The following is a 26,581-nucleotide window of genomic DNA, read 5'->3' as shown; positions in this document are numbered from 1 at the left end:
GGTGTTTTATTCCGGTTTTTTCAGCTTCGGATTCGGAAAAAACTGAACGGCCTGGACCTTGGGGTCCGGGGCTTTTTTCAGGGCTGAAACATTCACCCGCGTACCCAATTCCTTGGGCACCGACAGGCCTTGTTCATTCAACGTGTCCGAATAACCGCAGGCCACGCATTCGCGGTGCGGTACGTCATCTTCGTTCCACATCATCAACTTGTCAGGCTCGCTGCACGCCGGGCAGACAGCCCCGGCGATAAAGCGTTTTTTGGTCACGTTCACCGGTGTGTCACTCATGCTGCCGCGTCCTCGGTCAGACCGCTGTGACGCAATAACGCGTCGATCGAAGGCTCACGACCACGGAAGTCCTTGAACAACTCCATCGGTGCCAGCGAACCGCCCCGGGCCAGAATCGCCTGACGGAAAGCCTTGCCGGTTTGCGGGTTGAACACGCCTTCTTCTTCAAAGCGCGAGAAAGCATCCGCCGACAGCACTTCAGCCCATTTGTAGCTGTAATAACCCGCCGCGTAACCGCCGGCAAAGATATGCGCAAAGCTGTTGGGGAAGCGGTTGTAGGCCGGCGGACGCATGACCGACACTTCGTCGCGGATACCGTCCAGCACCTGCGCCACGCTGCGCCCGTCACCATGGGTGGCGTGCAATTCGAAGTCGAACAGCGAGAATTCCAGCTGGCGAACCATCATCAGCCCGGACTGGAAGTTCTTGGCCGCGAGCATCTTGTCCAGCAGGTCTTTGGGCAGGGCTTCGCCGGTTTCGTAGTGACCGGAAATCAGCGCCAGGCCTTCAGGTTCCCAGCACCAGTTTTCCATGAACTGGCTTGGCAACTCGACCGCATCCCAGGCCACGCCGTTGATACCGGACACGCCCGCGTGCTCGATCTCGGTCAGCATGTGGTGCAGGCCGTGACCAAATTCGTGGAACAACGTGGTGACTTCATCGTGGGTCAGCAACGCAGGCTTGCCCGCAACCGCCGGCGTGAAGTTGCACACCAGGTTGGCCACCGGGTTTTGCAGGGTGCCGGCAGCGGTGCGACGGCGATCACGAGCGCCGTCCATCCATGCACCGCCACGCTTGTTGGCGCGGGCATAGAGGTCAAAGAAGAAACGCCCGATGTGCTGGCCGTTTTCCTTGATTTCGAACAGTCGAACGTCCGGGTGCCAGGTATCAAAGCCCTTGATTTCAGCGATTTCGATGCCGTACAACTTCTGCACAATGGCAAACAGGCCGCCCAGTACCTTGTCGATCGGGAAGTAAACCCGCAGTGCTTCCTGGGACACGCTGTAACGCTGTTCGCGCAACTTTTCGCCAAAGAACCCGCTGTCCCAGCTTTTCAGCTCCGGGCAACCCTGCTCGGCAGCATAGGCCTGCAACTGCTGCAGATCGCGGACGGCAAATGGCTTGCTGCGCTTGGCCAGATCCCGCAGGAAGGTCAGCACCTGATCCGGGGTTTCAGCCATTTTGGTGGCCAGGCTCAGCTCGGCAAAGCTGGCAAAACCCAGGAGCCGGGCCAGTTCCTGGCGCAGGTCGAGGATTTCTTCCATCACCGGGCCGTTGTCGAACTTGCCCGCATTCGGGCCCTGGTCCGAGGCACGGGTGCAGTACGCGGCATAGACTTCTTCACGCAGGGCGCGATCTTCGGCGTAGGTCATGACCGGGAAGTAGCTCGGGAATTCCAGGCTGATCAGCCAGCCGTCGAGGCCTTTGGCCTGGGCGGCTGCCGCCATTTGCGCCTTGGCCGACTCTGTCAGGCCCGCCAGCGCAGCTTCGTCGGTGATGTGCTTGGTCCAGGCCTGGGTCGCGTCCAGCAGCTGGTTGGAAAACTTGCTGCCCAGCTCCGACAGCTTGCTCTGCACCTCGGCGTAGCGCTTTTGCTCGGCTGGCGGCAGATCGATACCCGACAGGCGGAAGTCACGCAGCGAATGCTCGAGAATGGTTTTTTGTGCCTGGTCGAAGTCCGCTACTTGCGGGCTGTGGGCCAGGGCTTCGAAGGCCTGGAACAGTTCGCGGTTCTGGCCCATCTCGGTCGAATAGGCGCTCAATGCAGGCAAGCAGGCCTCGTAGGCTTCGCGCAGTTCGGCGCTGTTGCACACCGCATTCAGGTGGCTGACCGGGCTCCAGGCGGCGCCCAGTCTGTCGTTCAACTCATCCATCGCCAATACCAGGCCGGCCCATGTCGGCTTCTGACCCTGGTCGGCGAGGATTTTTTGAATGCCGGCGCGGTTGTCGGCGAGGATCTGCTCGATGGCCGGCTGTACGTGCTCAGGACGGATCGCCGAGAACGGCGGCAGGTCGTAGGGCTGCAAAAGAGGGTTGTTCTCGCTCACGTTAGGCACCTTGGCTTGAAGAAACATTGGGCCATCTTAATTACAATCGCTGCAGACCGCAGCACTGCTACGCCCTATCACTGCTAAAGAAGGAAGCAATTTGTGTCCATTCGTCCGTTCCAGCAGCACACACCGACCCTGGGCGAGCGCGCCTTTGTCGATCGCTCGGCGGTAGTGATCGGCGATGTCGAGATCGGCGCCGACAGCTCTGTCTGGCCGCTGACCGTCATCCGCGGCGACATGCACCGCATCCGCATCGGCGCGCGCACCAGCGTGCAGGACGGCTGCGTGCTCCACATCACCCACGCCGGGCCCTTTAATCCGGACGGTTTCCCGCTGTTGATCGGCGATGACGTGACCATCGCGCACAAAGTCATGCTGCATGGCTGTACCGTGGGCAGCCGTATCCTGATCGGCATGGGCAGCATCGTCATGGACGGCGCCATCATCGAAGACCAGGTAATAGTCGGTGCCGGCAGCCTGGTTCCCCCGGGCAAACGTCTGGCCAGCGGCTTTCTGTATGTCGGCAGCCCGGTCAGGCAAGTGCGCGAACTGACCGAAAAAGAACAGGCCTTCTTCACTTACAGCGCCGGCAACTACGTAAAACTCAAAGACCAGCACCTGGCCGAAGGCTACGACCAGCCGGTTTAAGCTCACCATTCTGGAGCCCTGCATGCATTACCAAAACGTTTTGTTCGACCTCGACGGCACCCTGACCGACCCGCGTGAAGGCATCACCCGTTCGATCCAGTTTGGCCTGGGCAAAATGGGCATTGATGAGCCCGACCTGAGCAAACTCGAACACTTCATCGGCCCGCCCCTGCTGCAACAGTTCATGGCCACCTATGGCTTTGACGAGGCTCGGGCGTGGGAAGCGATGGGCTTCTATCGCGAGCGTTTTGCGGTCACCGGCCTGTATGAAAACCACGTCTTCGACGGCGTCCAGCAACTGCTTGAAGAGCTGCAAGGGCAGGGCCGCCAGCTGTTTATCGCGACGTCCAAACCCCACGTCTACGCGCGGGAAATCGCCCGGCATTTTGATTTCGCCAAACACTTCAAAGTGATCTACGGCAGCGAACTGGACGGCACCCGCACCAACAAGGTCGAGCTGATTGCCCATTTGATGCAGGAGCAAGGGCTGGACCCGACCCAGACCCTGATGATCGGCGACCGCAAGCATGACCTGATCGGTGCCCGGGACAACGGCATGGACGCGGCAGCCGTGGGCTATGGTTTTGGCAGCTTTGAAGAGCTGAATTCCTTCGCCCCCAAATACCACTTTGAGACGCTGGCCCAGCTGCATCAGGCATTCAAAGGCTGACAAAAGGCTGTGGGAGCTGGCTTGCCAGCGATGCAGCCATCGCCAGCAAGCGGGCTCCCACACAGTCAAACCTGCCGCGCCTCGATCTCGCGCTTTAAATCCCCGCGCCAGCCCAGCAAAAAGCCCAGCTCCACCACCACAAACAGCGGCCCCACGATCAGCCCGGTCACGTCATCGATAAACGCCGGTTTACGCCCTTCGTAGTAATGCCCGACGAACTGAATCCCCCAGCCGACAACAAACAAGCCAACCCCCCAGCCCAGCCACGCGCCTGTACTCAGCGCCGCCAGGCTGTGCCCCAGCCATACGGCAAGACCCAACAGCAGCGTCATCAGCAGCCCCAGGCGCAGCTCCAGGCGTAAGTAAAACACCGCCGCCCCCAGCATCAGCAGCACCGCGGGAGAAACCCCTGCCCATTGCGGGCGCGACAACAACACCGCAACAGCCACCACGATCAGCGGGATACCAATGAAATGGCTGACGATATTGCGCGGGTCACGGTGATAAGCGGCGTATTGGCTTAGATGGTCGACCAGGCTTTTCATGGCGGCAGCTCTTGGAGTGGACGATGTGCTGAGCTTAGCCCAGCGCCGAAAATGATTTTTTGGTTATTAATAAATAGCTTCTTATTCCTTAGAGAATCTAAAAACCGTCCCTATACTGACTCGGTAACACACATACCGCTGGAGACGCACACCCATGGGCAACGAATCGATACGCTATTTGATAGTGCCGGGCTGGCAAGGTTCGTCCGACGATCATTGGCAAACCCACTGGCAAAACAGCTTACCGAACAGTACCCGGGTGGAGCAGGACGACTGGCTGACGCCGCGGCGTGAAGACTGGATCGCAGCCCTGGCCGAAGCGATCGCCGCCGACAGCACCCCGGTGATTCTGATTGCCCATAGCCTGGGGTGCATCACGGTGGCGCACTGGGCCGAGCGCGCGCCGTCCAGCCTGCTGAGCCAGGTACGCGGTGCCTTGTTGGTGGCCCCGGCCGATGTCGAACGCCCGGCCTGCGCCCCGGCCTTGCGTAATTTTGCACCGATTCCCCGGCAACCGTTGCCGTTCCCGAGCCAGATTGTCAGCTCCGATAACGACTCCGCGGTCAGTGCGCCACGGGCCATGGAGTTTGCCCGCCAGTGGGGTGCCAAGATCGGGATCATCAGCGGCGCCGGACATATCAACGTCAAATCCGGTCACCAGCGCTGGGAACAAGGGTTCGCCTTTTTGTACCGCCTGCAAACCCGCATCGAGCAAGGCGCACTGCGCCGCGCATGAATTTTTTGTAACGCCCGCGCCCACCCATCGGCGGCGGGCGGGAGCCAGCCATGAGCCTGCATGAAACCTTCGGTCAGCCATTGCTGACCTTTCCCGACGCTGAAAAAAGCCCGTTGAGTATTCGCGCCAAAGCGCTGGTATTCGTTGATCCGCGCTCGCGCCAGCTACGCAACGACCTTGAACAGCTGGCACCACGCGCGTTGCCGGTACTGATTCGCGGCGAGACCGGCAGCGGCAAGGAGTTGCTCGCCCGCCACATCCACCGTGGCAGTGATCGCGCCGGCCTGTTCGTATCGGTGAACTGCGGTGCGATCAGCCCCACCTATGCCGACGCAGAGTTGTTCGGCTACGCCCCGGGTGCACACAACAGTTCGGCCAGCAGCCGTGCCGGATGGTTCGGCTCGGCCAATGGCGGCACGTTGTATCTGGACGAAATCGGCGATTTGCCGCTGGCAATTCAGGTCAAGCTGCTGGCCGCCCTGGAAACCCACGAAGTCACCCGCGTGGGCGCCCATCAGCCGAGCCCGGTAGACGTGCGCCTGGTCGCGGCCACCAGCATTGATCTGGCGCAGGCAGTGAGTGCCGGCAAGTTCCACGAACGGCTGTATCACTACCTCAGCGAAGGCCGCCTGGACTTGCCGGCCTTGCGCGAACGGCCCGGGGATATCTTGTCGCTGGCGGAATACTTTCTGGGTATTTATAGCCAGCGCCTGAACCTGCCCGTGCCCTTTATCAGCACCAGTGCCCAGCGCGTCCTGGAACGTCACAGCTGGCCGGGCAACACCCGGGAGCTGGAGAACGTGATCCACTTTGCGCTGCTGGTCAGTACCGGCGAAGAGATCCAGCCCGAGCATCTGAACCTGCCCGACACCCTGAGCCAGATTGAGCTGTTCATCAAAGGCGCAACGGCGCAGGAGCTGGCGGCACTGAAAAACCTGTTGACCTGAGCATCACTGTGGAAGCGGGCGAGCCAGGAATGGCATCGCCGGCAAGCCGGCTCCCACGGTTGCGACGAAAATCGCAAGTGAACAAAATGGCATAAGAAGCTGAATAAATATTATTGTTCGGGAATAAAGAATCTCGGTATTGTTCGTTTCGTCTTCCAATAAAACCGTCATCCGAACGGTCACACACTTAAGGGCATTGCATGAAAAAGGTTCTGTTGTTTACCGCATTGGCGGCTGCTTTGACTGCAGGCCTGGCACAGGCTGGCGAGAAACTGGTGGTCGCTGCGACCCCGGTACCCCACGCCGAAATCCTTGAGCTGATCAAACCGACCCTCGCCAAAGAAGGCGTGGATCTGGAAGTCAAAGTGTTCACCGATTATGTACAGCCCAACGTACAAGTGGCCGAGAAGCACCTGGATGCCAACTACTTCCAGACCCTGCCGTACCTCGAAAGCTTCAACAAAGGCAAAGGCACCAATCTGGTGACCGTGATCGGCGTTCACGTTGAACCCTTCGGTGGCTACTCGAAAAAAGTCAAAAACCTGTCTGAGTTGAAAGACGGCGCGACCATCGCCATCCCGAACGAAGGCAGCAACAGTGGCCGTGCGTTGATCCTGCTGCAAAAGGCCGGTCTGATCGAACTCAAAGACCCGACCAATGCTGTCTCCACACCGAAAGACATCGCCAAGAACCCGCACAACTTCAAGTTCAAGGAACTTGAGTCCGCGCTGCTGCCACGGGTGCTGGATCAGGTTGACCTGGACATGATCAACACCAACTACGCGCTGGAAGCGGGCCTGAACCCGGCCACCGACGCGCTGATCATTGAAGGCGCCGATTCGCCATACGTGAACTTCCTGGTGGCCCGTCCTGACAACAAGGACAGCGACGCGATCCAGAAGCTGGCCAAGGCCCTGACCAGCCCTGAAGTCAAAGCCTTCATTGAACAGAAATACAAAGGTGCGGTAGTCCCTGCGTTCTAAACAACGCCCGCCCTTGTGAAAACGCCGACGGCTTTTAAAGCGTCGGCGTTTTTATTTGTCCGCCCAGTACCAGGCGGGCTGATCCAGCAGGCGCTGGCCAACGATCTCGGTCTGGCCGAAGTTTTTTTCCAGCACGATGCAGTTGCACTCAAGATCTTGCTGCAGCGCCGCGATCAGACGCCGGGCGTGGGACACCACCCAGACTTGCGATTGTTGCGAAGCACGAATGATCAACCGCGCCAGGGCCGGCAGCAGATCGGGATGCAGGCTGGTCTCGGGTTCGTTCAGCACCATCATGGTGGGTGGGCGAGGGGTGAGCAGGGCTGCGATCAGCAGCAGGTAGCGCAAGGTGCCGTCTGACAGTTCAGCCACCGACAATGGCCGCAGCAGCCCCTCCTGATAGAACTCCAGGGCAAAGCGCCCGCCGGAAACAAACTGGATCTGCAGCCGCGCACCGGGAAAGGCATCGCTGATTGCCGTGTGTAACGCTTGAGGGTCGCCGATCTCAATAATGGTTTGCAACGCGGCTGCCAGGTCGCGCCCGTCGTGATGCAAGACCGGGGTGCGGGTGCCAAGCTGCGGCTGGCGAACGGGGGCATCGGGGTCGGTGCGAAAGTGGTCATAAAAACGCCAGCCGCGAATGGACTCACGCAACTGCAAGACTTCCGGCGAAGCATCCATACTGCCGACCTGATCAAACAGACTGTCGAAAACCGGCGTGTGCTGCGCCAACACCTTCCAGGCGCGGCCATCACGGGACCGGACCACCGGACCTTTACGTTCAACCAGCTCGCTGGCCTTGCGATAAATCGGTCCCGACCAAATACTCTCGTGCTTGATTTGCGGATCGAGATTGAACGACGAAGTCTCATCGTTCGGTGGCAACCCCAAGGCAATTGCATAGCTGAAATCATCGGCAGCGAAGCCCAGACGCAGGCGCTTTACGCCACTGAGTACGGTTCTGCTGATATCCACCTCGCCGAGCTTCATGCGTCGTGAAATCACCTCCGGTCCGGCCCAGAATGTTGATTCCAGCCCTCCTTCACGGGCTACCGCGTTGATCACCCCGCCCTGGGCGGTTTCGGCCAATAAACGCAGGGCACGGTAAAGATTCGATTTGCCACTTCCATTGGGGCCGGTAATCAGATTAAGTCTGGCCAGGGGCACCACCAATTGGTTGATGGAGCGGTAGTTGGCCACAGCCAGGGTGGTGAGCATGGTTGACCTCGAAGTACAGCTACAGGTGCAGTGCACATAGAGTCCCACAGACGCCGAACCCTGTTCTACGCTGTGTGTCGTATCAGGATGTAAAACAGCATCACGCAAAGGAGCTTGCATGGCTGGTCCACGAAACAAGGCTGTTATGGGCTTGAGCCTTTTGGTACTTCTGACCGCTTGCGGCAAAGAGAGGCCCACTGAGCCTTTGTCCCCGCGGGTTTATGTACAACAGGTCAGCACCCGGGAATTTGCCCCGCCAATTCAACTCAGCGGCGATATTCAGGCCCGGGTCGAAACCCAGCTTTCATTCCGGGTCGGCGGCAAAATCATCGAGCGCAAGGTCGATGTCGGTGACCACATCCAGGCCAATCAGGTGCTGGCCCGTCTCGACCCCAAAGACTTGAAAATCCAGGTTGAAACGGCCCAGGCCAGCGTCAATGCGCAACAGGCCCAAGTGGTCCAGACCCGTGCCGCATTTATCCGGCAGCAGAAACTGCTGCCAAAAGGCTACACCAGCCAAAGCGAATACGATGCTGCCAATGCTGCCCGGCTCAGCGCGCAAAGTGCCCTGACTGCCGCACAGGCGCAGTTGGCCAATGCCCGCGAGCAACTGAGCTACAGCCAATTGCAGGCCGAGGCGCCGGGTGTGATTACCGCGCGCCAGGCCGAAGTGGGGCAAGTGGTGCAGGCCACCATGCCGATTTTCACCCTGGCCCGCGACGGAGCCCGCGACGCGGTGTTCAACGTGTATGAATCACTGTTTATCGAGCCGCCGAAAAACCCTACCGTGCAAGTCACGCTGCTGAGTAATCCGGCGATCAAGGTTAACGGCCAGATCCGCGAGATCACCCCCACCGTGTCGGCACAAAGCGGCACCCTGCAAATCAAGGTGCAACTGGACGCGTTGCCCAAAGGCATGGATCTGGGTTCGATTGTCAGCGTCAATCTGACCCCGCCCCCCAGTCGCAGCATTGAGCTGCCCTGGTCCGCCCTGACCAAAGACATCAGCGAGCCTGCCGTATGGATCGCCGACGAGCAAAGCATCGTGCGCCTGCAACGGGTCAAGGTCGGACGCTACCTGACCGGCAGCGTGATAGTCAGTGAAGGTCTCAAGGACGGAGAAAAGGTCGTGGTCGCAGGCGGACAATTGCTGCACCCCGGCATGAAGGTTGAAGTCGCGCCCATCCCGAGCGGGGGAGCCCGGTTATGAGCCGATCATTGATTAACCACTTGTGGACAGTGCCGCTGGCAGCCTTGTTGCTGGCGGGTTGCTCCGAGAAAAAAGCCCCCGAGCCTGTCCGCCCTGCCTTGTATGTGGTGGCTCAGCCGATGCTTTCCGACAATCTCGGGCGCTTTGCCGGCAACATCGAAGCGCGCTACGAAAGCACCCTGGGCTTTCGCGTGCCGGGCCGTATCGTGCGCCGTCATTACGACGTGGGCGCAGTGGTCAAGCAAGGGGACATTCTGGCCAACCTCGATCCCACCGATCAGCAAAACCAGCTGCGCTCGGCCCAGGGCGACCTGGCCAAGGTGCAGGCGCAATTGATCAACGCTCAAGCCAACGCCCGGCGCCAGCAGGAGCTGTTCAACCGCGGGGTCGGCGCCCAGGCGCAACTGGACACGGCCCAGGCCGACCTCAAAACCACCGCGGCCTCCATGCAGCAGGCCGTGGCCGCGGTCAGCCAGGCACAGGACCAGCTCAGTTACTGCGACCTGCGCGCCGACCATGACGCGGTAATCACCCAATGGCACGCCGAAGCAGGGCAGGTGGTCAGCGTCGGCGAAGAAGTGGTCACCCTGGCCCGCCCTGAAATCAAGGAGGCGGTGATTGATCTGCCCGGGCCCCTGGCCGAGGCGCTACCCAAAGGTATCGAGTTTCTGGTCGCCGGCCAGCTCGACCCGAACGTCAACACCAGCGCCCATATCCGCGAAATCGCCCCGCAAGCCGACAGTGCAACCCGCACCCGGCGCACCAGGCTGACCCTGGACCAGACCCCGCCAGCCTTTCGCCTCGGCAGTTCGGTCAGCGTGACCGTCAGCAGCCCGATTGCCGAGCACTTTGAATTACCGCTCACCGCCCTGCAGGAAACCGACGGTCACAGCCGCATCTGGGTCATCGACCCGCAGACCAAAACCGTCAGCCCGCGTGACGTCAACGTGCTGCGCCGTGACGCGCAAACCGTGCTGCTCCAGGGTGGCCTGAAAAACGGCGATTACGTGGTCAGCGCCGGCGTCAACAGCCTCACCCCCGGACAGAAAGTCAGATTCGATAAGGAAAGCTCGCAATGAATGGGAAATTCAACCTGTCCGAGTGGGCTCTGAAACATCAGTCGTTTGTCTGGTACTTGATGTTTATGGCGGTGGTCGCCGGGATCTTTTCTTACATGAACCTGGGCCGCGCGGAAGACCCGTCCTTCGCGATCAAAACCATGGTCATCCAGACCAGATGGCCAGGTGCCACGGTCGATGAAACCCGGCTGCAAATCACTGACCGCATCGAGAAAAAGCTCGAGGAGCTGGACTCTCTCGACTACGTGCAAAGCTATACCAGGCCCGGCGAATCCACGGTCTTCGTGTTCCTCAAGGACACGACCAAGGCCGATGCCATTCCCCATATCTGGTATGAGGTGCGCAAAAAGATCAACGACATTCGCGGCGATTTCCCCCAGGGCATTCAGGGCCCGGGGTTCGACGATGAGTTCGGTGATGTGTATGGCACCATTTTCGCCTTTACCGGCGACGGCTTCACCATGCGCCAGCTGCGCGACTACGTCGAACAGGTGCGCACCGGGATTCGCGATGTGCCCAATCGCGGCAAGGTGATGACCATCGGTGAGCAGGATGAAACCTTCTACCTGAACTTTTCGACCCGCAAACTGGCGGCCCTGGGCCTCGATCAACAACACGTTCTGGAAAGCCTGCAGGCGCAAAACGCCGTGACCCCGGCCGGGGTCGTTGAAGCCGGGCCCGAGCGAATGTCGGTCCGCACTTCGGGACAGTTCCACAGTGTCGAAGACCTGGAAGCGGTGAACCTGCGGGTCAACGACCGCTTCTACCGGCTGGCCGATATCGCCGAAATCAGCCGCGGTTACGTCGACCCGTCCGCGCCCATGTTCCATTACAACGGCAAGCCTGCCATCGGTCTGGCGATTGCCATGATCGACGGCGGCAACATTCAAGAGTTCGGCAAACAGCTGCAGCAACGCATCGACGACCTCACCGCCGAACTGCCGGTGGGGGTGGGCGTGCACATGGTCTCCGATCAGGCGCAGGTGGTAGAGGTGGCCGTAGGCGGCTTCACCAGTGCGCTGTTTGAGGCGGTGGTCATCGTGCTGGCGGTGAGTTTCCTCAGCCTGGGGCTGCGTGCGGGCCTGGTGGTGGCGATCTCGATCCCGCTGGTGCTGGCGCTGGTCTTTGTGTTCATGGAGTTCACCGGCATTGCCATGCAGCGGGTATCCCTGGGTGCGCTGATTATCGCCCTGGGCCTGCTGGTGGACGACGCGATGATCACGGTGGAAATGATGATCACCCGGCTCGAGCTGGGGGAGACCAAGGAACAAGCGGCGACCTTTGCCTACCACTCCACGGCCTTCCCCATGCTCACCGGCACCCTGGTGACGGTGGCAGGCTTCGTGCCCATCGGCCTCAACAACAGCTCGGCAGGGGAATACACCTTCACCCTGTTTGCGGTGATTGCCGTGGCGATGCTGGTGTCGTGGGTGGTGGCGGTACTGTTTGCGCCGGTACTGGGGGTGCATATCCTCAGTTCCAAGGTCAAACCCAAGCCCGAGAAACCCGGACGCCTGGCCCGGTCCTTCGATAATGGCCTGCTCTGGTGCATGCGCCACCGCTGGATGACCATCGGCGTCACGGTACTGATGTTCGTACTGGCCATTTTCGGCATGGGGCTGGTGCAGAACCAGTTCTTCCCGGCCTCCGATCGCCCGGAAATCCTGGTGGACCTGAACCTGCCGCAAAACGCTTCGATTCAGGAAACCCTCAAGGTCACCCAGCGCTTTGAAGAGTCGCTCAAGGGCGACCCGGATATCCTGCGCTGGAGTTCGTACATCGGCGAGGGCGCGATTCGTTTCTACCTGCCACTGGACCAGCAACTGCAAAACCCGTTCTACGCCCAGCTGGTGATTGTCAGCACCGGGCTGGATAGCCGGGATGCCCTGATGGAACGTCTCAATAAACGCCTGCGTGAAGATTACGTTGGGGTCGGCAGCTTTGTGCACACCCTGGAACTGGGGCCGCCGGTGGGTCAGCCGCTGCAATATCGGGTCAGTGGCAAAAACATCGATCTGGTACGCAAGTATTCCCTCGACCTGGCCTCCGTGCTGGACGCCAACCCCAACGTCGGTGAAACCATCTTCAACTGGAACGAACCGGGCAAGGTACTGCGCATCGACATTGCCCAGGACAAGGCCCGCCAGTTCGGGCTGTCATCCGAAGACGTCGCCCATGTGATGAACAGCATCGTCAGCGGCGCGGCGGTCAGCCAGGTCAAGGACGACATCTACCTGATCAACATCATAGGCCGTGCCGTCGGCAGCGAGCGGGGCAGCCCGGAAACCCTGCTGAACCTGCAAATCACCACCCCCAGCGGCACCTCGATTCCGTTGCTGGCCTTTGCCACCGTGCGCTACGAACTGGAGCAACCGCTGATCTGGAGCCGCGACCGGATTCCCACCCTGACCCTCAAGGCCTCGGTGCGCGGCTCGATGCAACCGACCGATCTGGTGGCCAAGCTCAAGCCGGAAGTCGACAAGTTCGCCGCCAGCCTGCCCCAGGGCTACACCCTGCAAACCGGCGGCACGGTTGAACAAAGCGCCAAGGCCCAGGGCCCGATCGCCAAGGTGGTGCCCCTGATGCTGTTTCTGATGGCGACCTTCCTGATGATCCAGCTGCAAAGCGTGCAGAAGATGTTCCTGGTGGTGAGTGTGGCGCCACTGGGGCTGATCGGTGTGGTGCTGGCGCTGGTGCCGACCGGCACGCCGATGGGCTTTGTGGCGATCCTGGGGATTCTGGCCCTGGTGGGGATCATCGTGCGCAACTCGGTGATTCTGGTGACCCAGATCGACCAGTACGAACGCGATGGCTACGACCCCTGGCACGCGGTCATGCAAGCCACCCAGCACCGCCGCCGGCCGATCCTGCTGACCGCTGCTGCGGCCAGCCTGGGCATGATCCCGATTGCCCGTGACGTGTTCTGGGGGCCAATGGCCTACGCCATGATCGGCGGCATCATTTCCGCCACCTTGCTCACCCTGTTGTTCCTGCCCGCGTTGTACGTGGCCTGGTACAAGATCAAGGAAAGCAAGGACGCGCCACCCGCCCATGCCTGATGCCCTCTGAGGGCGATATCCCTTGTGGGAGCGGGCTTGCCCGCGATGCAAACGACCCGGTGTGACAGTTTCAACCGAGTTGCTGCAATCGCGGGCAAGCCCGCGCCCACAAGAGGGCGGGAGGATTGTTGGGCGTTTGCGAATACCGCTATCGAATTCACCATCTTTATCTGCCTGGATACAGATGTGAATCTAGCCCCACGCCAAATCCACTATGGAGTGTTGCCATGAGTACTTCTCTGCCTAAAGTCGCGCTGATCACGGGTGCATCCCGGGGCATCGGTGCCGTGATTGCCAGACAACTGGCCGGCGAAGGGTTTGCCGTCGTTATCAACTATGCCAACAGTGCCGACGAAGCTTCAGCCCTGGTTGCTGAACTGCACAGTGCGGGGCATCAAGCCATTGCCGTACAGGCCGATGTGGCCAGTGCCGCGGACGTCGCGCGGCTGTTCGATGAGGCTGAAGAGCAACTGGGCAAAATCGATGTGCTGATCAATAACGCAGGCGTGCTCAAAGTGTTGCCGCTGGCGCAACACAGCGATGAACTGTACGAACAGACCTTCAACATCAACACCCGGGGTACTTTCAACACCCTGCGCGAAGCGGCCACCCGGCTCAACAGCGGCGGGCGCATCATCAATTTCTCCAGCAGTACGGTGGGCATGAATTTGCCGGGCTATGCGGTCTATATCGCCAGCAAGGCAGCGGTCGAGTCGCTGACCCAGGTGTTTGCCAAAGAGTTGCGTGGCCGGCAAATCACAGTAAACGCCGTGGCACCGGGGCCAGTGGCGACGCAACTGTTCATGCAGGGCAAGACTGAAGAGCAGATCCAGAGCTTCGCCAAAATGCCACCCCTGGAACGCTTGGGGCAGCCCGAAGACATCGCCAGAATCATCTCGTTTCTGGTGAGTCCGGCGGCGGAGTGGGTAAACGGGCAAGTGCTGCGGGCCAATGGCGGACTGGTTTAAAGGCCAGTGGCGGGCAAGCTCGCTGCTACAGGATTTTCACCGTTCCTGCAGGAGCGAGCTTGCTCGCGTTGACCTCGATCCGTTACCCGAATCAGCGAACCAGGTGTAAGAACTGCATATGGCGTTCGTACTGGTCGAGGATGTCGTTGATGATTTGCTCTTTGGTGTAGCCAGTCAGGTCATAGTCCTGACTGCCTTCACTCAAGTGCACTTCAGCACGGTAGTAGCGGCGGTTGCGCAATTGCTCTTTTTTGCCAAAACCGCCCCGGGCGAATGACGGCGTGAAGTAGCCGCGCATCTGCACCTGGTAGATGAACGGGTGTTCCTCACCATGGCCGATTTCCAGACTCACGTTGTCGTTGGCCGGATCCGGCTGGGTGACGACGTTAAGTCCTTTTTCCCGGAACACCGCACTCACTTCTTCAATCGCCGGGCGCACCGTGGTGTCCATAAAGCGGTACACCTCGTCACGGGACGGGAAGTGCACAGCCTGGCTCAAGCGTTGACGCCAGCCGCCACGACGGGCGTGAGACACCGGCGCCAGTGAGTGCATCTGCGCAATCTTCTTCTGCGACTCGAGGTAGAACGCCTTGTGCAGTCCCCACATCATCAGCAGCAAAATCAGCGAGAACGGCAACGAGGTGAGCACGACCGCTGACTTCAGCGCATCGATGCTCCCCGAGAACAGCAGCGCGCTGGTCACCAGGGCCGTCATCGCGCCCCAGAACACCCGTAGCCATTTCGGACCGTCTTCGTCGGCGTTGTTGCCACGCGCAGAGAGGGTAGAGAGCACCACAGTGCCGGAGTCAGCCGAGGTCACGAAGAACACGAAGCTGATGAACACCGTCACCGCAATCACGGTCCGGCTCCACGGGTAGGTTTCAAGCAGCAGGTATAGCGTGCGCGAGGGATCGTCGATGGCCGACTGGCCCAGGGCAACCATGCCGTGGTTGAGCACTTGATCAATGGCACTGTTACCGAAGATCGACATCCACGCCAAAGTGAAGCCCAGCGGGATCAACAGCACCCCGAACACGAACTCGCGGATGGTGCGACCACGGGAAATGCGCGCAATGAACAGGCCTACAAACGGCGACCATGCGATCCACCAGGCCCAATAGAACACAGTCCAGCCACCCAGCCAGTCGCTGGGTTTGTCGTAGGCATACACATCGAAACTCTTGGTCGGCAACGCGCCCAGATAGTCACCGATGTTCTGCACCAGAGTGTTGAGCAAATGCTGGGTAGGGCCGGCGAACAACACAAACAGCAGCAGCGCACAGGCCAGCAGCATGTTGATGTCGGACATAACCCGTACACCCTTGTCCACACCGGCAATGGCCACCAGAATTGCAGCGCCCATCATCAGGGTGATCAAACCCACCTGCACCCACTGGGTGTGCGGCAAGCCAAACAGGTAGTCGAGTCCGGAATTGAGGTGCAACACCCCAAACCCCATGTCGGCCCCCAGACCAAACACCGTGGCGATGATGCCGAAGCCATCCACGGCGTAGCCGATGGGCCCGTTGATGCGTTTACCGATCAGCGGATACAACGCCGAACGTAGCGCCAGCGGCAGGTTGTGGCGATACGCGAAGTACGCCAGCGCCATGCCGACAAAGGCAAACACACCCCAGCCATGCAAGCCCCAGTGCAAAAACAGCAATTGCATGCCCTGGCGCGCAGCCTCTGACGTACCGGCCGGGCCTTGCGGCGGGGCGAGCATATGGGTCAGGGGTTCGGACACACAGAAGAAAAATAGCGTGATGCTGATCCCGGCGGCAAAGAGCATGCCCGCCCAGGACAGGTAACTGAACTCGGGCTCATCATGATCGGCCCCCAGCTTGATCTTGCCGTAGCCAGACAAGGCGGTGGTGATCACAAAGATCAGGTACAGGGTCATTGCCAGCATGTAGTACCAGCCGACCGTATTGGCCGCCCAGTTTTGCGCCGCCAGCAGCCATTCACCGGCGGCTTGTGGTGTGGCAATAACCACTAACCCAAAGATCAGGATAAACGCGGCAGCAAAGTAAAACACCGGCGGGTTCATGCGAATTTGAGACGTCTCTGACGTCACTGGAGCACTCATTGGATGTGCACCTTGTAGAGGTAAAACGAGAGCAAAAAGAGCGCGTTCGGCAAAGGTAAGCCTCCTGTTGTGAGCGGGCAGCGGACCACCGTTTAACTTGAATAACCGTTCAAGTTAAACATGGATGGCCTTTTAGAACTAATCACTGCCCTCAGCTTCACGTGTCATACGTTAGCTCATGGAAAGCTATGACACATGGCCATGACCAACGTTCAGCCGTTATAGCGTGGGGCTATCAGGCTTTTGCCGGCCATCAGGATTTGCAGGAATTTACCGGGGTGAAAAAAAGCTGAATTTTTTTTTAACCCGCCATGTTTTGATCAAAAAACAGCCAGATTCAAGGGTCGTACCGCCCCCATCCAGATCCCGTGATCGGTGTGGTCCAGCAGGTCATGGCCGGTATCGGGATGCAAAAACACCACCAGGCCGTGGCGGTTCAATGCCAACCAGGGCAGCACTACGCCGATCAACTCGGGGCCGAAGGCCAACTGGCAACTCCAGTCCGGGTGCGGACCGACCGGGCGCTCGTGAACCCGGCCCATGGTGAGGCCGAACAGCTGCGCAGCCTCTTCACACAAGGCCCGCGCCTGCCCGATGGTAGTAGCGTCGAAATATACGTGGGCGTGATAACCCTTGATGCGTTGCATGAAGATTCTCCTGCAGGAAATGAGTGGGCTATCGCTCGGCATTCTGCTCCGCCAGCATCCAGTCGACAAAAACCTGGGCCAGCCGGTTACGTCGTTTGCGCTGAGGCATCACCGCGTAATAACCGCTGGCCGATTGCGCCGATTCAGCGAAAGGCCGGCACAGAACCCCTTGCTCCAGCAAGTTATCCACAAGGTGCTTCCAACCGATGGCCATGCCTTGACCGGCAATCGCGGCCTGGATCAGCAAGGTGTAGTTGTCGAAACGCAGCTGGCCGGGGGCAGGCGGCGGGCCGAGCTTGAGGGCGTCAAACAGCCTGTACCAGTCAAACCAGTGGCGGGCATGTTCGCCGCGCAATTGCAGCAACGGGAAGTCCCCCAGGGCCCGGGCCGATAACGGCAGTGTCTGCCCGGCCAGCAAGTGCGGACTGCATACCGGAAACACTTCTTCATTGAATAGCCATCGGGATTCACCCTGGCTGAAGCGCCCCTGACCAAACAGCACCCCCACATCGATATCACCCTGCAGCGCATCATGGCTGCGCTCACGGGTTACCAGACTGACGTCAATTTGCGGCCAGGCCGCATGAAAACGTGGCAGTCGGGGCATCAACCAATAGGCAGCAAAGGCAAAATCGGTAGCCACTTGCAGCACTTCACGGTCCGGTTGTTCGCTTAACGCCTGCAAACCCGCGTCTATTTGCTGCAAACCAGCTTGCACCTGCAAAAACAGGCCAAGCCCGGCCTCGGTCAGGGCGATGCCGCGGTAGATGCGGTCAAACAAGCGAATCCCCAGGCGCGACTCCAGGCGTTTGAGCTGCTGGCTGACGGCCGGCTGGGTAGTGCCCAGCTCCAGGGCTGCCGCGGTAAAGCTGCGGTGGCGGGCGGCCGCTTCAAAGGTGCGCAACAGGTCCAGAGAGAGATCGCCCAAGGCTTTATACATTAGCTGTGCTTATCCTAGTCATTGCGGTCCATGGGTTTTACCACGAGTTATCCGGCCATCATGCTGACAGTCAGCACTTTCGCATAAATATTCACCATGAAAGGCCGCCCCCATGTCAGGTAAAAATATTCTCTTCATCATGGCCGATCAAATGGCCGCCCCGTTGTTGCCGATCTACGGCCCGTCCCCGATAAAACTGCCGAACCTGAGCCGCCTGGCTGAGCAGGGCGTGGTGTTTGACGCCGCCTATTGCAACAGCCCGCTGTGTGCGCCCTCGCGTTTTACCCTGGTCAGCGGCCAGCTACCGAGCAAAATCGGCGCCTACGACAATGCTGCGGACTTGCCCGCAGATGTGCCGACTTACGCGCACTATCTGCGCCGTATGGGGTATCGCACCGCGCTGGCGGGCAAGATGCACTTTTGCGGGCCCGACCAGCTGCATGGTTTTGAAGAGCGCCTGACCAGTGATATTTACCCCGCCGACTATGGCTGGTCGGTCAACTGGGATGAGCCCGATGCTCGCCCCAGCTGGTATCACAACATGGCCTCGGTGCTGCAAGCCGGGCCGTGCGTGCGCACCAATCAACTGGATTTCGACGAAGAAGTGCTGTTCAAGGCCCAGCAATACTTGTTCGACCATATTCGCCAGGACGGCGACCGGCCGTTTTGTCTGACGGTCTCCATGACTCACCCGCACGACCCGTACACCATCCCCAAGCCGTATTGGGACATGTACTGCAACGAAGACATCCCGTTACCCGAAACCCCGCCCCAGACCAGCCTCGACCCGCATTCGCAACGTCTGCTCAAGGCCTACGACCTGTGGGACAAACCGCTGCCTGTGGATAAAATTCGCGACGCCCGCCGTGCGTACTTCGGCGCCTGCAGCTACATCGACGACAATATCGGCAAGCTGCTGCAAACCCTTGAAGACACGGGGCTGGCCGATAACACTGTTATCGTGTTTTCCGGCGATCACGGCGACATGCTGGGCGAACGCGGGCTCTGGTACAAAATGCACTGGTTCGACATGGCCGCCCGGGTGCCGTTGCTGGTATACGCACCAGGGCAGTTCGAACCGGCCCGGGTTGGCGCCGCGGTATCCACTGCCGATCTGTTACCGACCTTTGTCGAGCTGGCGGGCGGTACGTTAGAGGCCGGGCTGGACCTGGACGGACGCTCGCTGGTCTCGCACCTGCGGGGCGAAGGCGGGCATGACGAAGTGTTTGGCGAGTACATGGCCGAAGGCACGATCAGCCCGCTGATGATGATCCGCCGTGGTGCCTACAAGTTCATCTATAGCGAAGACGATCCGTGCCTGCTGTTTGATTTGCACAACGACCCGGGTGAACGCGAAGAGCTGAGCCAGTGCCCCGGGCACCAGTCACTGTTCAACGACTTTTTGGCCGAGGCCCGGGCCAAATGGGATATTCCGGCGATTCACCAGCAAGTGCTCGCCAGCCAGCGCCGCCGTCGCCTGGTTACCCAATCGCTGGCCACAGGCAAGTTGACCAGCTGGGATCACCAGCCCTGGGTCGACGCCAGCCAGCAGTACATGCGCAACCACATCGACCTCGACGACCTTGAGCGCAAGGCGCGTTATCCACAGGTCGGCGGCTAAAACGACGGGCAATCCGCAGAAGCGAGCTTGCCTGGCGATAGCCTGAGGGACGCCTCGTTTATTCAGCAAACAATGCGTTATCGTTAACAACCATCGCGAGGCAAGCTCGCTCCTGCAGAGAACCTGTTTAACCCGACGAGAGCCCCATGGCCTGGCCCAAATACACCCACCTGCTGCCATTTTTAAGCTGGCTGCCCAAACAGACCCGCGTCAGCGTCAGCCGCGATGCACTGGTGGGCCTTAGCGGGGCGATTCTGGCGTTGCCGCAGTCCATCGCCTACGCGCTGATTGCAGGCTTGCCCCCCGAGTACGGGCTGTATGCGGCGATTGTGCCGGTGATCATCGCCTGCCTGTGGGGCTCATCGTGGCATTTGATCTGCGGCCCGACGGCGGCGATTTCCATCGTGCTGTATGCCAGCATCAGCCCCCTGGCAGTGCCCGGCACGCAGGACTACATCAGCCTGATTCTATTGCTGACGTTTCTGGCCGGGATTTTTCAGTGGCTGCTGGGCATGTTGAAATTCGGCGCGCTGGCCAATTTCGTATCGCACTCGGTGGTGGTGGGCTTCACCCTGGGCGCCGCCATTGTGATTGCTCTGGGCCAATTGCCGAACGTGCTGGGCCTGCATTTATCGAGCAAGGCAACGGCCCTGGATAGCCTGTTGACCCTGATCGCCCATATTCGCCAATTTGATCCCGCCTCGCTGGGGCTGGGTCTGGGCACCCTGGTGCTGGGCATCGTGCTCAAACTGTGGGTGCCGCGCTGGCCCACCTTGCTGCTGACCCTGGGGCTTGCCAGCCTGGCTGTATGGCTGCTGCCCGGGGTATTTGGCCATGTCGAACTGGTGCAGTCGTTTGTCGGCCGCTTGCCGCCCTTCAGCCCCTTGCCCCTGGATCTCGAGACGGTCCTGCGTCTGCTGCCCAGCGCCGTGGCGGTGGGCATGCTGGGGCTGGTCACCAGCTTGTCGATCGCCCGCTCGCTGGCGACACGTTCCCAGCAAATGATCGACGCCAATCAGGAAAGCCGGGCACAGGGTTTGTCCAATGTGGTGGGTTCGCTGTTCTCGGGGTATCTGTCGTCGGGCTCGTTCACACGCTCGGGGCTGAGCTATGAAGGGGGCGCCAGCTCACCACTGGCCGGGGTGTTTTCCGCGCTGTGGGTCACGTTGTTTGCGGTGGCGGGTTCGAAACTGATCGCACACATTCCGATCCCGGCGATGGCGGGCAGCATTTTGCTGATCTGCTGGGGCCTGGTGGACACGCGGGGCATTCGCGCGCTGTGGCGGGTCAGTCGTGCCGAGTTCGTGGTGATGGCGCTGACATGCGTCGCCACCCTGTTGCTGGAGCTGCAAACAGCGATTTATGCCGGAGTGCTGGCCTCGCTGTTTTTCTATCTCAAACGCACTTCACGTCCACGCATTCAACAGTGGCGCGATGGCGACGAGGAGATTCTACGGGTAGGCGGCTCGATTTTTTTCGGCGCCAGCCATTACCTGCAAGTACGCCTGCAACGCACCCAGGGGTTGCGGGTGGTGATCGATGCGCAGCACATCAACTTTATTGATTACTCGGGGGTAGAAATGCTCCACCAGGAAGCACGACGCTTGCGCGGCCTGGGCCGTAGTCTGACCTTGCGCCGGGCACGGCCGCAGGTGGTGGAGGAATTGAAAAAACTCGAGGGACCGGACAACTGCCCGATTTCTTTTGAGGGTTAAACCTGTACCCCTGTAGGAGCGAGCTTTTGAACCAGCAGCCAAGAGCTCGCGAGCAAGCTCGCTCCTACAGGATTGGGGTGGCGGTTACAGCGCCAGTAACCGGCGCAGTTCAGCCAGTGCCGGCGCCGTATCCGGGCGCACTCCGCGCCACAGGAAGAACGCTTCGCCCGCCTGCTCGGCCAGCATCCCCAGACCGTCCATGACCTGACCCGCGCCGTGCTCGACCGCCCATGCGCAAAACGGCGTCTGCTGCTTGCCGTACATCATGTCGTAGCACAGGGTTTTACCCGGCTCGATCAGGCTGCTGGCAATCGGCGGCAATTCTCCGGCCAGGCTGGCCGAGGTGGCATTGATGATCAGGTCGACCGGTTCGCGCAGCCAGTCATAGCCGCTGGCGGCCACTGGTCCCAGATCGCTGAACAGTTCGGCCAGTACTTCGGCTTTTTCTACCGTGCGATTGGCTATGGTGACCGACGCCGGCTGCTCGGCCAGTAACGGTTCGAGGGCACCCCTTACTGCGCCCCCGGCGCCCAGCAGCAGAATGCGTTTGCCCTTGAGACTGAAGCCCGCATTCACCGTCAAATCACGCACCAGCCCCGCGCCGTCGGTGTTGTCACCCAGCAATGTGCCGTCAGCCAGTTTGCTCAGGGTGTTGACTGCGCCAGCCCTTTGCGCCCGTGGCGTAAGGCTGCTGGCCAGACGGTAGGCGTCTTCCTTGAAGGGCACCGTGACGTTGGCGCCGCGACCCTGGCGAAAAAACGCCGAAGCACAGCCAGCAAAATCATCCAGCGGCGCCAACAAGGTCTCGTACTGCATGGACTGGGCAGTCTGCTCGGCAAACAGTCGGTGCAGTACCGGGGATTTGCTGTGGGCAATCGGGTTGCCAAAAACCACGTAACTGTCCATCAGACAGGTTCCCCGGACAATGCCAGCCAGTCACGATCTTGCAGAAAATAGTCGGTAAGACGTGCTTCTTCGCTGCCAGGTTCAGCTTTCCAGTCGTAACTCCAGCGAACTTGCGGCGGCAGCGACATCAGGATCGACTCGGTACGGCCGCCTGATTGCAGGCCGAACAGGGTGCCACGGTCATAGACCAGGTTGAACTCGACGTAGCGGCCACGGCGAAACTCCTGGAACTCACGCTGCTTGACCGTGTATTCGTCGTTTTTGCGGCGTTGAACAATCGGCAGATAGGCGTCGATATAGGCGTCGCCAATGGCGCGAATAAAGGCAAAGCAGGTGTCGAAGTCCCACTGGTTCAGGTCATCAAAGAACAGGCCGCCGATACCGCGGGGCTCGTTGCGGTGCTTGATGTGAAAGTAGCTGTCGCACCAGGCCTTGTAGCGCGGGTACACGTCTGCGCCAAAGGGTGCGCAGGCCTGTTCGGCCACCCGGTGCCAGTGCACGCAGTCTTCTTCAACGGCGTAGTAGGGGGTGAGGTCAAAGCCGCCACCAAACCACCACACCGGCTCTTCGCCTTCTTTTTCGGCAATGAAAAAGCGTACGTTGGCGTGGGACGTCGGCACATGGGGGTTGTGCGGATGGATCACCAGTGACACACCCAGGGCTTCAAAACCACGACCGGCCAGTTCCGGGCGATGGGCGCTGGCTGAAGGCGGCAAGCCGCTACCAAATACGTGGGAAAAGTTAACCCCGCCTTTTTCAATCAGGTTGCCGTTTTCCATCACACGGGTGCGACCCCCACCGCCTGCCGGGCGCTCCCAGGCGTCTTCGACGAACGGGGTGCCACCGTCTTCAGTCTGCAGAGCAGCGCAAATGCGGTCTTGAAGGTCGAGCAGGTAGGCTTTTACAGCCTCGGTGCGGGTAGTCATGACATCACCTTAAATCGGGCCAAGCGACGCGGCACATCATTCAGAGCGGGGCCGGCGGCAAAGGCCGCTAGCATAACACCGCACCCAGCTTCACCGCAGTTGACGAAGATCACGCTTAAGCGTTGGATAGTGGCCTCGTCAATTCAGCAAGGACAGTGCAGATGGCTAAGCGTATCCAGTTTCGGAACCACGGCGGACCGGAAGTACTTGAGTATGTCGACTACCAGCCCGCAGAGCCGGGCCCGCTGCAAGTGCGCGTACGCAACCAGGCCATCGGCCTCAACTTCATCGATACCTATTACAGAAACGGCTTGTACCCGCTACCCGAGCTGCCGTCCGGGCTGGGCAATGAAGGTGCAGGCATTGTCGATGCGGTAGGCAGTGAAGTGCACAACGTTAAAGTCGGCGATCGTGTGGCTTACGGCACCGGACCGCTGGGCGCGTACAGCGACTTGCATGTATTGCCTGCCGCCAATGTGGTGAAGCTGCCTGAGGACATTTCGTTTGAGCAAGCCGCTGGCGTAATGCTCAAAGGGCTGACCACCCAATACTTGCTGCGCCAGACCTACGAACTCAAAGGCGGTGAAACCATTCTGTTCCACGCCGCCGCGGGTGGCGTCGGGTCGATTGCCTGCCAATGGGCAAAAGCACTGGGCGTGAAGTTGATCGGCACTGTCAGCTCGGCAGAAAAGGCCGCCCACGCCAAAGCACTGGGCGCATGGGAAACCATCGACTACAGCCATGAAGATGTAGCCCGCCGGGTGCTGGAACTGACCGACGGCAAAAAATGCCCGGTGGTGTACGACGGCGTTGGCAAAGACACCTGGCTTACCTCACTCGACTGCCTGGCACCACGGGGGCTGATGGTCAGTTTTGGCAATGCGTCGGGCGCGGTGACCGGGGTGAACCTGGGGATCTTGTCGCAGAAGGGCTCGCTGTACGTGACCCGCCCGACCCTGGCGAGCTACGCCAGCAGCCCTGAAAAGCTGCAAGCGATGGCCGATGAGCTGTTCGGGATGATCCGCAGTGGCAAAATCCAGATCGACATCAGCCAGCGTTTTGCGCTGAGTGACGCGGCCAAGGCGCAGACCGAATTGTCGGCACGTCGCACCACCGGGTCGACCATCCTGGTGCCTTGATCCCCCCACCCCCTGTAGGAGCGTGCTCCCATCTGTAGGAGCGAGCTTGCCTCGCGAGCTTTTAGCGATTTCGAGGAAAAGCTCGCGAGCAAGCTCGCTCCTACAAGGCAAGCTCGCTCCTACAGAGTCTGGGGCGCTGCTACAGGTTTGTTAAGACGGGCGTACGACCTTGCCGGTAGCCAAATCACGGATCAGGCTCGGATTTTTCCGTCCGCCCAGATTACCGCCCAATACATGGTCGACCTGCCCACGAAAGTACTGCTCAACCTTCAGCCGCGTGCGCGCAGCAGGCAATCCCGCAGGGTTGGCTGAAGTCGAAACGATCGGCCCCACCAGCGAACACAATTCGCGCACATGGGGGTGATCGCTCACTCGCAAGGCCACGGTGTCGTGCACACCGGTGATCCATTGCGGCAACAGGCCCTGATGCGGCACCAGCCAGGTATTGGGCCCCGGCCAGGTACTGGCCATGCGGTCGAGCCATTTCTGCGGGAAATCCTCAAACAGAAAGTCGAACTGATGAATGTTGTCGGCCACCAGAATCAGGCCCTTATCCACAGGTCGCGACTTGATAGCCAGCAAACGCTCAACTGCTTCTTCGTCCCACGGGTCGCATCCCAAACCCCAAACAGCTTCGGTTGGATAGGCGATCACCGCGCCTGCGCGAATGGCTCTTGCCGCTTGTTGGACGCGCCAGGTGCTGATCATTGAATGTCTCCGGATATGTGCTGTGCGCAGTGTACTTAGCTGGGGCGAGCAAACCAACGCCCCCCCTCCAGCACCACATGCCCCTCCAGCTCCAGTTCGGTCAACGCGGCGAGCAATCGGGGCAAGTCCCAACCGCTGGCGCTGACCAGGGCTTCGCTGGTGTGAGGCGCTGCCTGCAACAATTGCACTAACGGATGACAGACTGACGCGAGCTGATCCGTAGTGGTAATCGGCATCGAGCGCCAGCCACGCAGCTGCTCCAGAATGTGCTCGACGGTTTCCACCAGGGTGGCGCCATCGCGAATCAGTTGATGACAGCCCCGTGCGCCCGGATGGTGGATAGAACCCGGCATCGCGTAGACCTCACGCCCCTGTTCGGCGGCCAGCCGGGCAGTGATCAGCGAACCGCTGGCGACACTGGCCTCGACCACCAGTACCCCAAGCGACAAGCCGCTGATAATGCGGTTACGGCGCGGGAAGTTGGCCGGCAGTGGCCCGGCGTCCAGAGGGAACTCCGAAACCACCGCGCTGCCACTGGCAATCATCGCATCGGCCAGGGCGCGATGGCGCTGTGGATAAAGTTTTTCCAGGCCGGTGCCCAACACCCCCACAGTCTGCCCGCCAATGCCCAGCGCCGCTTCATGTGCAGCAGCATCGATGCCCGCCGCCAGCCCGCTGGTAATCACAAATCCGGCCCCGGCCAGACAGCGGGAAAAGGCCGCAGCAGTGTCCAGACCCGGCCTTGATGCACGTCGGCTACCGACCATCGCCAATTGCGGTTTTTCCAGAATGCCCGGATCTCCCGCCACGAACAGCAACGGTGGCGCATCGCTGAGTTCCCCCAACAGGGCCGGATAATTTGCCCGGTCGTGCAGCAGCACATGCTGGCTGGAGCTCTCAAGCCAGCGCAATGCAGCGCTGGCACCGTCACGAACTTGCGGGCTGCGCCTGGCCTGGGCACAGCCCGCCGGCAACCCCAGGGCGGACCAGGCACTGGCGGGCGCGCTCAGCGCCGAGCTGGCCGAACCGAATGCACTGAGCAGGGTGTAAAAACGCCGGGGCCCGACCTCGGGCAAACGATGTAAACGCAGGCGGGCTTCGAGTTCGGCAGGGGAAATTTCAGGCAGCGGCATGGGATCATCCTTGATCGGTTTCAGCGCCTTCAAAGACAGCACAACCTGTGGATAAGTCTGTTGACAAGTTGTTTGGAAAACGCCCGGAAAGACCCTCCTGAACGGCCGGTCTGCCCTTGAAACAGCACGTGGAAACCCAATTTTAGTGAAGTGACTGGCAGAGCCGGCGGCCATAGGTTTCAAACTGCGACACACCCTGGCCCGGGCCAGTCGCGGGCAGCCCGGCAGCTAGTCGTTTCATCCGTTGCTGAATCCCTTTATTATGTGCGTTCGCGTGAAACGCCAGAGCCCGAGCGGGCTATCTCTGAAGGAGACGTTTTGCACAGGTTGCCCGATGTCCTCAGGACCACCTGAC

23 protein-coding genes are annotated in these 26,581 nt (G+C 60.2%); 12 read left to right on the top strand and 11 right to left on the bottom strand.

Going from position 1 to position 26,581, the window contains the following annotated elements:
• Positions 1-6: 6 nt before the first annotated feature.
• Together B195_RS00200 and prlC are read right to left on the bottom strand one after the other, a co-directional pair.
• On the bottom strand, positions 7-288 hold the full coding sequence (locus B195_RS00200) for a YheV family putative zinc ribbon protein (protein ID WP_003437919.1): 282 nt from the start codon (positions 286-288) through the stop codon (positions 7-9).
• Positions 285-2,363, bottom strand: coding sequence for an oligopeptidase A (prlC, locus tag B195_RS00195; RefSeq protein ID WP_165878373.1), 2,079 nt, complete (start codon positions 2,361-2,363; stop codon positions 285-287). The genes B195_RS00200 and prlC overlap by 4 nt, the downstream gene beginning before the upstream one ends.
• A 75-nt stretch (positions 2,364-2,438) precedes the next feature.
• On the opposite strand from prlC, the gene B195_RS00190 reads away from it, so the two are divergent.
• Positions 2,439-2,987 (top strand): gamma carbonic anhydrase family protein, encoded by a 549-nt coding sequence (locus B195_RS00190; RefSeq protein ID WP_003437921.1) that lies wholly within the window; start codon positions 2,439-2,441, stop codon positions 2,985-2,987.
• Positions 2,988-3,009: 22 nt separating this feature from the next.
• Positions 3,010-3,657: an HAD family hydrolase gene (locus tag B195_RS00185; RefSeq protein WP_003437923.1), complete on the top strand. Its 648-nt coding sequence runs from the start codon at positions 3,010-3,012 to the stop codon at positions 3,655-3,657.
• A 65-nt stretch (positions 3,658-3,722) separates the two neighbouring features.
• Here B195_RS00185 and B195_RS00180 read toward each other — a convergent pair whose 3' ends face one another.
• On the bottom strand, positions 3,723-4,202 hold the full coding sequence (locus B195_RS00180; protein WP_003437924.1) for a DUF962 domain-containing protein: 480 nt from the start codon (positions 4,200-4,202) through the stop codon (positions 3,723-3,725).
• Between the two features lie 154 nt (positions 4,203-4,356).
• Here B195_RS00180 and B195_RS00175 point away from each other — a divergent pair, with 154 nt between their 5' ends.
• From B195_RS00175 to B195_RS00165, 3 genes are all read left to right on the top strand, one after another.
• A complete protein-coding gene (locus B195_RS00175; protein WP_003437925.1) occupies positions 4,357-4,938 on the top strand; it encodes an alpha/beta hydrolase in 582 nt (193 codons plus the stop codon).
• A 50-nt stretch (positions 4,939-4,988) separates the two neighbouring features.
• Positions 4,989-5,885, top strand: coding sequence for a sigma 54-interacting transcriptional regulator (locus tag B195_RS00170; protein WP_003437926.1), 897 nt, complete (start codon positions 4,989-4,991; stop codon positions 5,883-5,885).
• Positions 5,886-6,085: 200 nt separating this feature from the next.
• On the top strand, positions 6,086-6,868 hold the full coding sequence (locus B195_RS00165; protein WP_003437927.1) for a MetQ/NlpA family ABC transporter substrate-binding protein: 783 nt from the start codon (positions 6,086-6,088) through the stop codon (positions 6,866-6,868).
• Between the two features lie 51 nt (positions 6,869-6,919).
• Here B195_RS00165 and B195_RS00160 read toward each other — a convergent pair whose 3' ends face one another.
• Positions 6,920-8,086: an AAA family ATPase gene (locus B195_RS00160; RefSeq protein ID WP_003437928.1), complete on the bottom strand. Its 1,167-nt coding sequence runs from the start codon at positions 8,084-8,086 to the stop codon at positions 6,920-6,922.
• A gap of 118 nt (positions 8,087-8,204) precedes the next feature.
• Here B195_RS00160 and B195_RS00155 point away from each other — a divergent pair, with 118 nt between their 5' ends.
• The 4 genes from B195_RS00155 to B195_RS00140 all read left to right on the top strand — a co-directional run bounded on the left by B195_RS00155 (position 8,205) and on the right by B195_RS00140 (position 14,402).
• Entirely contained in the window at positions 8,205-9,296 is a 1,092-nt protein-coding gene (locus B195_RS00155; RefSeq protein ID WP_003437929.1) for an efflux RND transporter periplasmic adaptor subunit, read from the top strand.
• Complete coding sequence (locus B195_RS00150; protein ID WP_003437930.1) at positions 9,293-10,375, top strand: efflux RND transporter periplasmic adaptor subunit; 1,083 nt, start codon at positions 9,293-9,295, stop codon at positions 10,373-10,375. Before B195_RS00155 ends, B195_RS00150 begins: the two co-directional genes overlap by 4 nt.
• The gene (locus B195_RS00145; RefSeq protein WP_003437931.1) at positions 10,372-13,434 is read left to right on the top strand and encodes an efflux RND transporter permease subunit; all 3,063 of its coding nucleotides are present in this window, start codon (positions 10,372-10,374) and stop codon (positions 13,432-13,434) included. The genes B195_RS00150 and B195_RS00145 overlap by 4 nt, the downstream gene beginning before the upstream one ends.
• Positions 13,435-13,661: 227 nt before the next feature.
• Positions 13,662-14,402, top strand: a complete 741-nt coding sequence (locus B195_RS00140) for an SDR family oxidoreductase (protein ID WP_003437932.1) — start codon at positions 13,662-13,664, stop codon at positions 14,400-14,402.
• 91 nt (positions 14,403-14,493) lie between these two features.
• On the opposite strand, the gene betT is transcribed toward B195_RS00140, so the two are convergent.
• The 3 genes from betT to B195_RS00125 all read right to left on the bottom strand — a co-directional run bounded on the left by betT (position 14,494) and on the right by B195_RS00125 (position 18,078).
• Positions 14,494-16,491 carry a choline transporter BetT gene (gene betT / locus B195_RS00135; protein ID WP_003437933.1) on the bottom strand — a complete coding sequence of 666 codons (1,998 nt, stop codon included), beginning with the start codon at positions 16,489-16,491 and terminating at the stop codon, positions 14,494-14,496.
• 320 nt (positions 16,492-16,811) lie between these two features.
• Positions 16,812-17,138, bottom strand: a complete 327-nt coding sequence (locus B195_RS00130; RefSeq protein ID WP_003437934.1) for a DOPA 4,5-dioxygenase family protein — start codon at positions 17,136-17,138, stop codon at positions 16,812-16,814.
• A 28-nt stretch (positions 17,139-17,166) separates the two neighbouring features.
• Positions 17,167-18,078: a LysR family transcriptional regulator gene (locus B195_RS00125; protein ID WP_003437935.1), complete on the bottom strand. Its 912-nt coding sequence runs from the start codon at positions 18,076-18,078 to the stop codon at positions 17,167-17,169.
• A gap of 112 nt (positions 18,079-18,190) precedes the next feature.
• Between B195_RS00125 and betC the strand changes: the two genes are divergently transcribed.
• On the top strand, positions 18,191-19,699 hold the full coding sequence (gene betC / locus B195_RS00120; RefSeq protein WP_003437936.1) for a choline-sulfatase: 1,509 nt from the start codon (positions 18,191-18,193) through the stop codon (positions 19,697-19,699).
• Between the two features lie 146 nt (positions 19,700-19,845).
• Positions 19,846-21,414, top strand: a complete 1,569-nt coding sequence (locus B195_RS00115; protein WP_003437937.1) for a SulP family inorganic anion transporter — start codon at positions 19,846-19,848, stop codon at positions 21,412-21,414.
• 84 nt (positions 21,415-21,498) lie between these two features.
• Here B195_RS00115 and aroE read toward each other — a convergent pair whose 3' ends face one another.
• Both aroE and hemF read right to left on the bottom strand, forming a co-directional pair.
• Entirely contained in the window at positions 21,499-22,320 is an 822-nt protein-coding gene (aroE, locus tag B195_RS00110) for a shikimate dehydrogenase (RefSeq protein ID WP_003437938.1), read from the bottom strand.
• Positions 22,320-23,246: an oxygen-dependent coproporphyrinogen oxidase gene (gene hemF, locus B195_RS00105; protein WP_003437941.1), complete on the bottom strand. Its 927-nt coding sequence runs from the start codon at positions 23,244-23,246 to the stop codon at positions 22,320-22,322. The genes aroE and hemF overlap by 1 nt, the downstream gene beginning before the upstream one ends.
• A 161-nt stretch (positions 23,247-23,407) precedes the next feature.
• On the opposite strand from hemF, the gene B195_RS00100 reads away from it, so the two are divergent.
• Positions 23,408-24,385 (top strand): NADPH:quinone reductase, encoded by a 978-nt coding sequence (locus B195_RS00100; protein WP_003437943.1) that lies wholly within the window; start codon positions 23,408-23,410, stop codon positions 24,383-24,385.
• A 150-nt stretch (positions 24,386-24,535) separates the two neighbouring features.
• On the opposite strand, the gene B195_RS00095 is transcribed toward B195_RS00100, so the two are convergent.
• A complete protein-coding gene (locus B195_RS00095; RefSeq protein ID WP_003437945.1) occupies positions 24,536-25,093 on the bottom strand; it encodes an L-threonylcarbamoyladenylate synthase in 558 nt (185 codons plus the stop codon).
• Between the two features lie 35 nt (positions 25,094-25,128).
• Positions 25,129-26,226: a DNA-processing protein DprA gene (gene dprA / locus B195_RS00090; protein WP_037001082.1), complete on the bottom strand. Its 1,098-nt coding sequence runs from the start codon at positions 26,224-26,226 to the stop codon at positions 25,129-25,131.
• Between the last annotated feature and the right edge of the window lie 355 nt (positions 26,227-26,581).

Source organism: Pseudomonas sp. Lz4W, from assembly GCF_000346225.2.
In the GTDB taxonomy this organism is placed as follows: Bacteria; Pseudomonadota; Gammaproteobacteria; order Pseudomonadales; family Pseudomonadaceae; genus Aquipseudomonas; species Aquipseudomonas paraversuta.
This window is presented reverse-complemented; position numbering and strand designations above follow the sequence as displayed.